This window comes from Nocardiopsis sp. NPDC055551, assembly GCF_053619415.1.
Map to the genome: position 1 here is coordinate 119,401 of NZ_JBSHJJ010000016.1, position 11,823 is coordinate 131,223.

General features: G+C 69.2%; 11 protein-coding genes. 1 reads left to right on the forward strand and 10 read right to left on the reverse strand.

The features are described 5' to 3' along the window. Genes ACWGSK_RS25705 through ACWGSK_RS25730 form a run of 6 tightly spaced genes read right to left on the reverse strand, consistent with a single transcriptional unit; the run spans position 1 to position 5,902 of the window. Positions 1–735 (reverse strand): polysaccharide deacetylase family protein, encoded by a 735-nt coding sequence (locus ACWGSK_RS25705; protein ID WP_358511334.1) that lies wholly within the window; start codon positions 733–735, stop codon positions 1–3. Then, complete coding sequence (locus ACWGSK_RS25710; RefSeq protein ID WP_358511336.1) at positions 732–2,246, reverse strand: Ldh family oxidoreductase; 1,515 nt, start codon at positions 2,244–2,246, stop codon at positions 732–734. The genes ACWGSK_RS25705 and ACWGSK_RS25710 overlap by 4 nt, the downstream gene beginning before the upstream one ends. Before the next feature lie 33 nt (positions 2,247–2,279). Next, complete coding sequence (locus ACWGSK_RS25715) at positions 2,280–2,693, reverse strand: VOC family protein (RefSeq protein ID WP_358511338.1); 414 nt, start codon at positions 2,691–2,693, stop codon at positions 2,280–2,282. A gap of 7 nt (positions 2,694–2,700) precedes the next feature. Further along, on the reverse strand, positions 2,701–3,897 hold the full coding sequence (locus tag ACWGSK_RS25720; protein ID WP_358511382.1) for an MFS transporter: 1,197 nt from the start codon (positions 3,895–3,897) through the stop codon (positions 2,701–2,703). A 48-nt stretch (positions 3,898–3,945) separates the two neighbouring features. Then, positions 3,946–4,530, reverse strand: a complete 585-nt coding sequence (locus ACWGSK_RS25725; protein WP_358511341.1) for a peptide deformylase — start codon at positions 4,528–4,530, stop codon at positions 3,946–3,948. Between the two features lie 37 nt (positions 4,531–4,567). Continuing rightward, the gene (locus ACWGSK_RS25730) at positions 4,568–5,902 is read right to left on the reverse strand and encodes a phenylacetate--CoA ligase family protein (RefSeq protein ID WP_358511344.1); all 1,335 of its coding nucleotides are present in this window, start codon (positions 5,900–5,902) and stop codon (positions 4,568–4,570) included. Positions 5,903–6,489: 587 nt separating this feature from the next. On the opposite strand from ACWGSK_RS25730, the gene ACWGSK_RS25735 reads away from it, so the two are divergent. After that, entirely contained in the window at positions 6,490–6,741 is a 252-nt protein-coding gene (locus tag ACWGSK_RS25735) for a PLD nuclease N-terminal domain-containing protein (RefSeq protein ID WP_358511347.1), read from the forward strand. 42 nt (positions 6,742–6,783) lie between these two features. Here ACWGSK_RS25735 and ACWGSK_RS25740 read toward each other — a convergent pair whose 3' ends face one another. The 4 genes from ACWGSK_RS25740 to ACWGSK_RS25755 all read right to left on the reverse strand — a co-directional run bounded on the left by ACWGSK_RS25740 (position 6,784) and on the right by ACWGSK_RS25755 (position 11,723). Further along, a complete protein-coding gene (locus tag ACWGSK_RS25740; RefSeq protein WP_452456990.1) occupies positions 6,784–6,957 on the reverse strand; it encodes a hypothetical protein in 174 nt (57 codons plus the stop codon). Then, on the reverse strand, positions 6,954–8,312 hold the full coding sequence (locus ACWGSK_RS25745; protein ID WP_358511353.1) for a cytochrome P450: 1,359 nt from the start codon (positions 8,310–8,312) through the stop codon (positions 6,954–6,956). The genes ACWGSK_RS25740 and ACWGSK_RS25745 overlap by 4 nt, the downstream gene beginning before the upstream one ends. A gap of 68 nt (positions 8,313–8,380) precedes the next feature. Beyond that, positions 8,381–10,405, reverse strand: a complete 2,025-nt coding sequence (locus ACWGSK_RS25750) for a CocE/NonD family hydrolase (protein ID WP_358511355.1) — start codon at positions 10,403–10,405, stop codon at positions 8,381–8,383. Between the two features lie 10 nt (positions 10,406–10,415). Then, the gene (locus ACWGSK_RS25755; protein ID WP_358511358.1) at positions 10,416–11,723 is read right to left on the reverse strand and encodes an ATP-grasp domain-containing protein; all 1,308 of its coding nucleotides are present in this window, start codon (positions 11,721–11,723) and stop codon (positions 10,416–10,418) included. Between the last annotated feature and the right edge of the window lie 100 nt (positions 11,724–11,823).

Consider the following 11,823-nt stretch of genomic DNA (forward strand, 5'->3'; position numbering starts at 1 on the left):
TTATCCGTACCATTGGCGTTTCCAATCCTCGGCGAGGGAGACCCACATCTCCGGCAGGTCGGTGGGTAGGTAGGTCCGCCGGATCTCGTGCGGGGCACGGTCCCAGGGGCGCGCCGGGGACTTGACGGTTCCGAAGCCGAGGACGGAGTCGGGCAGCACGGAGCTGTGGGCGACCTCCCCGTAGGGATAGGCGAAGGAGCGGGGGTGTCGGCCGAGCACCGCCGTGATCCGATCGAAGGAACCGGCCACCTCCCGCTCGGCCTGGGCACGGGTGAGCTCGGTCAGGTGGGGATGCGTGCGCGTGTGCGCGCCCACCGTGTGGCCCAGGCCGGCCATACGGGCCGTCTCCGCCCAGTCGAGGTAGGTCCGGCGCGGGGCCAGTCGGGCACGTACCCCATCGGTGAGCGAGGAGGCCTCGTCGATCCTGTCGGTGACGCAGAACAGCGCGGCGCCGACCCCGAACTCCGCGAGCAGGGGAGCCGCCCGGGACAGGTTGTCCCGGTACCCGTCATCGAACGTGAACAGCACGGTCGGGGCGTCGGGCGGTGCGATCCTCGGTCCCACCAGGGCCGGGTCCAGTGCCGGACCGAAGTGGGTCAGCACCGTGTCGAGGGCGCGTCGGAACGCGTCCTCGGTCAGCGCCGTGTAGTGGTCGACCCGGGGGTGCACATGGTGGAAGTACAGGACCAGCGGCCATCCCGGAGCACCCCCGACCCGCGGGGATCGCGTACTCACGCCCCGGCCACCGCCGTTTCGGGGGGCGTGTGCCAACCCAGTTCCCCCAGCACCTGGTCGGGGACCAGGATCCCCTCCTCTCGGACGGCGGCCTCGTGGGCCCGCTCCATCTGGTCGGGGAACCAGTGGCCGTCCGGCACCGCCCCGTCGTGGCCCCGCAGGACGGCTTCCTCAAGCGAGGCCACGGCCGCACCGGTGTCCGCCCCGAAGGTGTCGGCGGACAAACCCAGGAAGAGCTGGGAGCATCCCATCACGCGACCCGGTTCCTTGCGTTGTTTGGCGACGTGCGGGCTGACCGTGTTCCCGGCCAGGGCGCCGGCGAGGATCTCCACTATGAGGGTGGTGCACAGGCCCTTGTGACCGCCGAAGACCGGAATGGACCCGCCCTGGTCCAGCAGGGAGGGGTCGGTGGCCGGTTTCCCGTCCGGTCCGGTCAGCCAGTCCGGTGGGACCTCCGCGCCCCGGTTTCCGGCGTCGCGGATCTTCCCGGCCGCCACCACGCCGGTGGCGTAGTCGATGCAGAACGGTTCGTCGTACGCTCCCTCGGAGACCGGGGTGACCAGGCAGACGGCGTTGCTGCCGAGAGTCGGCCGAGCGGCGCCGGGCGGCGCCACGGACGGGCCGGAGATGTTGAGGATCAGCCCGACCACCCCGTGCCGTTGGAAGGGCCCGCGGTAAGCGGCGAGCATGCCCACGTGGTTGTTGGAGTGGACGTTGGCCACGGCCACCCCGTGGGCGGCGGCGGTGCGAGCGCACCACTCTGCGGCCTCGAAGGCCGCAGGCTGTCCGAAACCTCCGCCGGCGTCGAAGGAGGCTCGTGTGGGACCGTGGTCGGTCCGCTCCGGGCCGACTCCGGGACGGATGCCCCCCTCGCGCATCCTGCGCAGGTAGGTGGGCAGCAGGGCGACCCCGTGGGAGCGGTGGCCGCGTACCTCGGCGTCGACCAGCACCCGTGCGACCTCGTCCGCGATGCCCGGTGCGACCAGGTGGCCGGTCAGGGTCGCGTACACGGCCTCGTGTAGGCGTTCGGGGCTGAAACGTCCGGGACCGACGTCGGAGTTCGGGGCGTCAACGGCGGTTCGCGCGCCGAAGGCGCCGGGATCCTCGGCCGTGCTCCCGCCGGGAACGAACCGACCTCCCCGCAACTCCCACCTGGGAGCCCCTGCCGGCACACCCGGGGCCTCCGTCCCCTCGGTGACCACCACCACGGTGTCACCAGGGCGCCCGGCCTGCATGCCCGGCCGCGCCTCGGCGTCGATCACGATCGTGCTGGGCGGCGCCCCCTCGGGGAGTCGCACCGGGCCGATGACCGGACGCACCACGTCCACCTCCCCGTAGCTGGGCGCGCGCCGCGTCAGCAGCAGGTCGACCACCGCCCGGCGCGCGTCGGCGCCGAAGGTCCTGATGACAGAGGTCACGCCCTCGTCCACCTGTAGGTCGGCGCCGCGGAGTACAACGCCGCGAGCCCCGTCCACGCCCGAGGTGTGCACCACGTCCCGCAGTCGGATCATCGTCGCCTCCTCTGTTCCGGTAGCGGTGGCGCCTCAACCGCGGGACATGAACTCAAGACGGTTCCCCACGTTGTCGAAGACGTAGAAACGCCGGTATCCGGGGAATTTGTCGTCCCAGGCCACGGCGTGCCCCCTCTCCCCTAGTCGCCGGCCGAGGGCGTCGAGCTCGCGGACCAGGATTCCCGGGTGAGCCTTGCGGGCGGGCCGGAAGTCCTGCTCCACTCCCAAGTGGATCTCCAGGGAATCCGCGCGTACCCACAACCCGCCGCGGGCGGCCAGGACCGGGGGTTTCTCCACCTCCGTGAACCCGAGGTCGCCCAGGTAGAAGGTCCGGCAGTCGTTCTCGCTGCCCGGCGGGATGGCCAACTGCACGTGGTGCAGACCGAAGCCGATACCGGTACGGGGCTCGGCCGTCTCGTACGGCTCGGGAGAAGGGAAGGATCCCATGTCTTCGTCATCCTTTCGCTTGGTTCGGATCGGGGTTCTGGAAGGTCTTCCTCCTGGCCGTGCGCAGCGCCAGGATCCGATAGGCGAACGCCGCCGCCAGGGTGATCGCCGCCAGCACGACCCACGCCCAGAACCCGAGCGGGATGATCAGGAAGGTGTAGGCGAGGGGGCCGAGCAACTGCTGGCCCGTGGTTCCCAGGGAGAAGGCGGCCAGGTAGGAGGACCTGGCGTCCTCCGGGGCGAGGTCATAGGAGACCACCCAGGCCGACGTGGTCTGGCCGATCTCGCCGATACTCAGCAGCACGACTCCGGCGCACAACAGGGCGACGGTCCACCAAGAGGAGGTCCAGGCCGCACCTCCGAACAACAGGTAGGAGCAGGACAGCGCCGCTGCCGCCCACACCACCGCCGACGCGGCCCGGGGCACTCCCTCGATCCCGCGGCCGAGCCGGACCTGGAGGCCTACGACCAGTACCGTGTTCAGCCCGAGGAAGAGCGCCGTGATCTCGGGCTCGACCCCCTGGGAGAGCGCCCACAGGGGCAGGGCCACGACCAGGCCCGTCATGTGGAAGGCGAGCAGACCGTTGAGGGCGGTGAGCGTCAGGTACCCAGGGTCCCGGAACGCCGGAGGGGCCTTGCGTCGCCGGCCGCCGGTGGCGGAGACGTCATGCGACCTTCTGATCCACCACAACCCGGCACAGTTGACCAGGTAGCTCAAAGCACAGGTGCCGATCAGCAGAACGGCCCCGTCCTCCCCGAGGAATGCCAGCGCCAGGGCGGTCATCCCGCTCCCGACGGCCATGCCCGCGTTGCGGGCGGCCCGCACACGGGCCATCACCAACACACGTTCCTCACGGCCGAGGACAGCCGCCACCACCACCTGGTTGATCGGCGGGATGGCACGTCCACCCACCGCGGTCATCGTGGCCACCACCGCCAGCCCCAAGATGCCGTCGACACCCGTGAGGATCACGAACGCGCACGCCTGCCAGGCGTTCAGCGCGATGAGGGCGGTAAGGGGACCGACCCGGTCGGCCAGGCTCGACACCGGGACGACGCAGACCAGGCTCACCCCGACGGACACGGACATGACCACGCCGACCTGCGCCATGGGCAGGCCCAGACCCACGGTGTAGTGGATCATCGAAACGGCCATGAACATACCCATGCCACACGAATTGACCAGAGCGGACACCAGGAACACCGTCCCGGGGGACAGTCTCGGCGATCTGCGGGTGGTGGTAGGGACCAATCAGAACACCAGCCCACGGGCCGCGGCCTCCGCGTCACCGCGGTAGAAGCGGTCAACGGAGCCAAAGGTGCACAGGCTGCGGCTGGGGGCCCTGTCCACGATGAGCACACCGTCGAGGTGGTCGACCTCGTGCTGGACGACCCGGGCCGCGCGGCCGCGCAGGAACCAGTCCACCCGTGAACCGTCCGGTGTGGTCGCCCGGTAACGGACGTACCGGCTGCGCTCGACGACCCCGGATATACGCGGCACGCTGAGGCAACCCTCGAAATCCGCCGCGTACTCGGGCACACCGTGTTCCTGCGCGGCCACGGCCTCCCACGAGGGGTCGAGGTGGATCACGGCGTCCCGGTGCCCCACCCGGTCGGCGATCTGGCACATGTGGGCGGCGTTGAGGACGACCATCCGGATCGATGCGCCGATCTGCGGAGCGGCCACCCCCAGTGCGTCGCGGTCGAGGAGGACGGCGGTGAGACGGTCCGCCAGGTCTTCCAGTTCGTCCCGCACCACGTGTGCGGTGGACTCACAGACCGTTCTGAGCACGGGCGCGCCCAGCGACACCAGGGAAGCCGAGGACGCGGTCTCCACGGGCGCAACCCCGCCGACGGGCGGTACGAACCGGGGTTCAGGCTCCGGAGAGGGCACCGTCATGATCCTCACCCACCCTCCGTGCGAGCCAGGCCTGTGTGGCGAAGAGTTCGAACCGGGGAGACTTGCCCGCGGCCGTCATCATCTCGGCCAGCGGGACCACTCGCACCCCCACCCGCCGCTGACCGGCGACGCGGGCGATCCGTTCGGACATCTCCTCCTTCTGTTGGAGGGGGAGCTCCGTCTCCAGGGTGCAGAGGACGTCCAGTTCTCCGGCCCGGGTCTGCACGACCCGCCACCGGGAGAGCGACAGCGAATCCAGGTACAGCTCGACCTGTTTGACGTTGACGAAACGGCCGTCGTCGGTGGCGATGAACGATCGCTGTCTGCCGACCAGTCCCGAGATCCGGGACAGGACCCGGCCGCAGGGGCACCGCTCCGATACGAGGGTGCCTCGGTCCTCAGGGCGGTAGCGCGCCATGACCGAGGCCCGGTTGACCAGATTCGTGATGAGCAGTGCTCCGTCGTGGTCCGTCTCCACCACGACCTTTTCGTCGTTGACGTGGTAGGTGCCCGCGGCCTCCGGGCACTCCCAGGCGATCATCCCGAACTCCTGGAGCCCGTACAGGTCCAGCGGACGTTCCTGGAAGATCTCGGCGCAGACCCGGCGCGCCCCCTCGTCGAGGGAGTCGCCGTGCGACAACACCCTCGAAGGAGCGGGGAAAGCCGACAGGTGCTCGCGTAGTTTGCCCGCGAACAGCAACAGTTCCATGGGCTGGGCCCACAGGACCGGGGCCGCGTAGTCGCGCAGCAACCGCGAGACGTACTCCGCGTTCTCCCGGTCGATGAGGCCGGCGTTCAGGCGGATCATGCTCCCTCCCCCGGCCTTGCTGGGAAAGTCCACGAGGGGGTGTGCGGGGTTACCGGAGATCCGCAGAATGCGGTCGGAGACACCGATGCCATAGGCGTCGAACGTCCGCAGCCTGCTCGCGGCGGCGTGTACCAGGTGCTCCTCGGAGTGCTCGAACACCGCGGGCCTGCCGGTCGTTCCAGAGGTGCGCACGCGAATGACGTCGAGAGGATCGACCTCACCGGTGCGATAGTCCTCCATCCGCCGGACGAAGTCCGACTTGCGGGTCACCGTCGCGGTGCTCGGCCACTCGTCGTCGACCTCACGGTAGGCGGCCGTCGAACGGGCCCGCTCGCGCAGCTCGGCCAGTCGCTCGGAGCGGTACTCCTGGAGGACACCCGCGTCGAACTCGGTGTGCCGGTAGACGGAGTCATAGAGGTCCCAGGCCTGCCCCTCGGCTGCGGTGACCCGCATGTCCTGCGAATCCCACCAACGTTTACGCGGCGATCGCGGTGCGCTCATGTGCGGCTCCAGGGGCTCATTGTCTCGCTCCTCCAAGGGCGCGTCCGGCGACCGCCCCAGAAGGCACCCGTGCTTTCGACCTGTGGCTTCCCGCCCTCCGACACGACGGACCGGCAGGGGCGAGTGGGTCCGCGCCGGTACGTGCGCCGTTCTCCAGGGAGGGGGAACAACGGTTCCGCCTGCCAAGGGCTGCCATCAGGAGCTCAACAGCGTGCCTGGGCAAGTCTCGTGAACGCCGATCCCGTGTTCAATGGTTCACCGATGTCCACTCTTTGACGACATGGTTCGGTCAACCACCAGGGAAAGCGGGGTAAGGGCCCGTCTCCCGGCGGGTGATCGGCCCGCGATCACCGGCCCTGAACGAGGCCCTCCCGGGTTCTTCGGGCCAGGCCTTGGGGCACACCCCCGACGAAAGTCGGTACCGCGCATCGACCATGGCGACACGGCGAGCCGCGATCGCGCCGTCGAAGGCATGGGAGGGAACGTCCCGGCGGTGGATGTGGGGGCGGGTGTCGCGCTTCTAGCGTGGACAACGTCCCCGGCGGTCACGGAATCGGCCGCCGTCCCGAAGCAGAGAGGCAATGATCATGACCCTGGAGAACCTTCTGGCCGACGTCTCCACCGAGAGCCTCTTCGGCCTCGGATTCGCGGGAGTGTTCCTGGCCGTCGCTCTGGCGGTGGTCGTGCTGGTCGTCGCCGCGGTGTTCAGCATCCTCTTCTCGCGGATCGGTTTCGGGATGAAGGTCGTCTGGTTGATCTTCGTCGTCATCGCACCCGTCATCGGGGCGCTGCTGTGGTTCTTCATCGGCCGCAACCACACACCGGTCCGCCACTGGTGAGGGGCCCGGTGGGAGCTCCCTGCGGGCCCGGGTCCGGCGTCGTCACAGGGCGTCGAGAAGGTCCTGACAGGCCCGTGAGCACGCGCGGCACGCCTCGGCGCACACCACGCACACTTGGGCGCAGAGTCCACACGCCTCGACGGCGGCTCGTACCTTCCCTCCCACGCCCTCCGGGTCGTCGGGATGGGCGTACAGCATCTGTCCGACCACGCTCATGCGTCGACACCTCCTCGTGCCGTGCCTTGGTAGGAGAAACGCAGGGTGAAGTGGTCGAGGGAGGCGGGCAGCTCACGCGGACGCAGTGGCGGTGCCTCGTCCACGCGGTGCAGCGGGCCGCCCCGGAGCAACGTTCGCAAGAAGAAGGAGACCGTCAACGGAACCAGGTCGCGTCCCGGGCACCCCGCCGGACCATGGCTGAAGGGCAGGATGCCTGGTTCCTGTTCGGCGCGTCCGTCCGCCCAGATGGCCGGTTCGAAGGAGTCGGCGTAGGGCAGGCGGGTGGAATCCCGGTGGAAGTAGGAGCTCATCACCAGGAACGCCGTTCCCGATTCGATGGTCCGCTCGCGCCAGGTGGTCTCCCGCAGGCTCTCCCGGATGACCACCAGTGTGGTCGGCCACAACCGGACGGATTCGCGCAGGGTCGCCTGCAGCAGTGGCAGATCCACCCCGTCCTCGGTGAGTCCCTCCGCGCGCGCGGATTCCGCCGCGGCCCCCTGGGACGTCAGCAGGGCCAGGGCGCGGTAGGTCGCGATGGCCGCCGCGTCGAAGGCGAAGAGCCAGTGGGCGACCTGGTCCTCCGGGCGTTCCTCGGACCCGGGTCGGCCCAGACCCGCGGCCAGAGCGCCGGGCTCGGAGCGGTCGATGTTCTCGCGTACCCGATCCAGGAACGCACTCCTGGCGTTTCGGTCCACCGGTGACAGGTACGACCAGTTGGCGCGTGCCCGTAGACGCCGTAGAAGCTCGGTGGTTCGGCGGTCCCCCGCCGCGAACGTCCCGAAGACCACCCGACGAGCGAGCGCGTCGAAGGTCTCGGAGAACCTGCCCCAGTCCAGGACGCCGCCCAGCGATCCGGCGTTGCGCAGCGCCGCGACCAGGGCCCGCGCCTCCTCGTCCGCGTGCGCGGCTATGGTGCGGGCCTCGGGGTGGATCGGCCGGCCCAGGGCCAGGGCGTGCTCGTTGGCCTCGCGTCGGTGGGGCCGGTCCCCCTGCGCTGAGACCAGGACTCCGTGCGGTTGGAAGTGGGAGAGCGCGCCACGTTTCTCCGCGCCCCCGGGAGAGAACGGGTCCGGGGTGTCGCGTAGGAGCACGCGCACGTCCTCGGCCGCCAGGACCAAGGCGATGTTCCGACCCATGTACCGCAGGGGCAGCGGATCGTCACCGTGCCGTGCGCGGAGTGCGCGCAGGGTCGAGACGAGCCTGCGGTCGCTGTCGGTGGCCGTGGCGAGGGCCTCTCCGGCGGGGCGGCGCACGATGGCGCCACGCGCGACGGTGGGCAGCAGGACCGACGACAGGATCCCCAGTCTCTCCCCGGGGGTCGTGCCGTTCGCCTTGTGGTGTGGCTCGCTGTACATGTGGGTTTCGGCTCCCCTGGTTCGCCTTCGCTCGTCACACGGTCGTGCGGTCTCACCCGATCGCGCGATCAGACGTGGTCGCGGGGCAGGCTCTCGGTCCACTGCCGGGAGAAGATCCTCTCCCCGGACTCGTAGGCGTCGAGTGTGGCGTGCACGCGGAACTCCTCCTCGGTGCATTCCAGGGCCGTGTAGGTCTCGGTCCGGGCGTGCCAGTCCCCCCGGGAGAAACTCATCGTCCACGCCGTTCTGCCACACGCCGACGTGAAGTCGTCCCCCACCGCCTCGTAGGTCTCGTGGGCCTTGCGGGTGACGTCGAGGTCGATCTCCTCGAAGTGCAGGACGCCTCCGTCCTTGACGATCCGAAGGGTGATGCGGTTGTCCACCAGGTCACGATGCACCGACCAGTCGTGCTCTCCCTGGGTCGTGCGCGTGGTGGTGATCGAGGGCGTGGCCTCCGGCTGGTCGAACACCTCTTCGTGCGGGTCCGCGCCCGGGGACTCCCGACGCACCGGAAGGACGAGGGCGCTGTTCGCGGGGTGGACCGACATCAGCGCCGGTCGCGGTGGTGGCCAGGCCAGCGGCCAGTAGGAGGTGGACAGTGACAGGCGTATGCGGTGCCCTGGTGGGAAGACCTGGGCGACACCGTTCATGGTGACCTCCACACGGTAGACCTCCCCCGGCACCAGGGATTCGGGGTGTTCGTCTCCGTTCCGGTGGGTCAGGTTGAGCATCCCGTAGGTCACCCGGGTGGCGCTGCCGTCGGGGGCCACGTCGCACAGTCGCGCCGCGACCATGGCCACGGGTTCGGTGACCGAGAGTTCGAGCTCGACCCGTGTGGGGCCCAGGATCTCGACCCGTTCCTCCAGAGGTTCGGTGTCGTAGACCAGGGAACCGCCGTCCTCCTCTCGTTGGTCGTAGGGCAGGTCCGGCGGTGCGCTGTAGGAGGCCCACTTACCGGCGAACTGCCCGACGGACAGGGGCGAGAGGATGCTCTGCGGCGCGGTGCTCCTTCGTTCCTCGGCGACGCCGAGCCGGTTCTCCGACAGCGGCAGGGAATGGTGTTCTACACGCTCGGAGGGCCAGTGGGGCTCATAGACCCAACGGCCGGGGCGTTCTTGGTAGGAGGTGGAGGGTGGGACGCTCTCCTGCATCCAGAGCCAGAGTCCGGTCTCCTTCTCGACCCCGTTGTCCTCGCCCTTGGTCCAGTGGTCGAGCCAGCGCACCACCTCCTGGAGGTAGCCGATGGCCGGTCCGGGAACCCCCATGTGCGGATACCGGTGCGACCAGGGACCCACCAGGCCCTTGGTCGGGGTGTCAAGGTTCTCCATGAGTCGTAGGACGCCGTTGGAGTAGCCGTCCGCCCAGCCGCTGGAGGCCAGCACCGGGCACTGGACCCGGGTGTAGTCCTCTCCGACGGAGGCGTGCCTCCAGTAGCGGTCGCGGCGCTGGTGACGGAGCCACTCCACGACCCAGGGGCCGTTGGCCTCCAGCCTGTCCAGCCACATACGACGCCACTCCGGGCCGACGACCTCCGGGTCGGGCGGGCAGGTACCGTAGGCGAAGGTCGTTCCGGCCTCGGCCAGGTTGTCCGAGAGCAGACAGCCGCCCATGTAGTGGAAGTCGTCGGCGTACCGGTCGTCGGTGAACGAGCTGATGGCGATGGTCCGCAGGCTCTCGGGGCGCCTGGCGGCGACCTGGAGCGCGGAGAACCCGCCCCACGACAGGCCCATCATCGCGGTGTCGCCGTCGCACCAGGGTTGCGCGGCCAGCCAGGCCAGGATCTCCTCGGCGTCCTGCTGTTCGCGCTCCAGGTACTCGTCGGTGAGCACGCCCTCGGAATCGCCCGTTCCCCGCAGGTCCACACGTACGCACGCGTATCCGTGTCCCGCGATGTAGGGGTGGTGCATGGAGTCGCGTACCGCCGTCAGGTCACGCTTGCGGTAGGGAATGTACTCCAGCACCGCGGGCACCGGGTGGTCCTGCGCCGACACCGGTCGCCACAGTCGCCCCGCCAGTCGCACACCGTCCGATATGGGGATCCAGAAGTGGTCCTCGATCTGGATCTCGTATGGCAGATCCTCCACCAGACGCATACGCACCTCCTCAGTTGCCGGTGACGCCCTCGACCCGATTGCCGCCGCTTCCACCGTCCTCGAACTCGAACCACAGGCCCTTCACACAGCGTTCGTACTTGGCCTGCATCTCGATCTCGCTCGCGGCGCCGATGACGATCTTGGCCAACTCGAAGCTGTAGCTGTCCTGGGCGAGCATCTCGGAGAGGCGTTGGCCCACACTCGGGACGATGTGGATGCTCACGCCCGACAGCTCCTTCTCCAGGGCCTCCACCTCCTCCGCGGCGGGCACCCGGGTGACGATTCCGTCCCGGAAGCGTCGGTGGTACCACTCCGCGGCGACGGAGAACCCTCCCTTGGACCTGTCGGTCAGCGCGGGGTCCTCACCCAGCGCCATGCGGAGCATGCGTTCGTGGTTGGGCACGCCGTCCACGAGTTCGAAGAGGGGCGTGTGGCTCTGGGAGTGCCGGGGGTTGATCTCCACGATGCCCAGGTCGTCCTCGATCGGGTCGTAGAAGAACTCGACGCTGAACGTCGAGTCGTTCAGGCCGTGCTGTTCGATGACCCGCACGGAGATGTCCCTGATGCGTTCCTGGACCTTCTCGGGCAGGCTGGAGGGGTACTGGTGGCGCAGGAAGGACGGGTTCCCCGGGAAGTCCACCGAGTCCAGCACCGCGTACACGTGGACGTCACCGTTGTAGACGTAACCCTCGGCCGCGGTCTGGAGCCCGTGCAGGGCACCCTCGGCCAGGCAGTGGTGTCGTCCCGCCGCCGCGACCTCCGAAGGCAGTTCCACTCTTTCCAGGATGCTCTCGAAGGGGCGACCGATCCTGTCGACGCTTTCGCGGATGCGCGCCGCCGCCGCCTCGAAACCCTGGTCGTCCTCCACCCGGTAGGCCAGTTCGGAGGAGGCGGACTTGATGGGCTTGAGCCACAGCGGGTAGTCCAGACCGTGCTCGGGGGTCTTCGCGTCCAGGTCGACCAGGGAGAAGGGAGGATGGGCCTCGGTCACCTGCGCCTGCAGGAACCTGCTCCAGTACTTGTGCTCGCACCTGACCACCGATTCCAGGGCCGGTGCGGGCAGTGCGCGCTCGGCGCACAGGATCGGCACGAGCAGGGTGATCGGAAAGTCGCGGTAGCCGATGATGGCGTCCACCGTGCCGTCGAACTCATCGAGCACGGCCCGGGCCGCGGCCAGGGTCTCCTCGATGTCGATCTCGCCTCGTTGCAGCTCCTCGACGCCCAGGAGTCGATGGAACCGGCAGTCACGCCCGGTGGGGGTCCTCGCCAGGAGTTCCCGGTTGCGCTCGTCCAGACCCATCACGAACACGTTTCTCATGCTCTCGCACCGCCCTTCGCTCGCGAATGTCGTGCTGGGGGATGTGAGAGGGATCGTCTCTGGTAGCGCGCCTACCCGGGCCCCACCCGTCCCATACGTG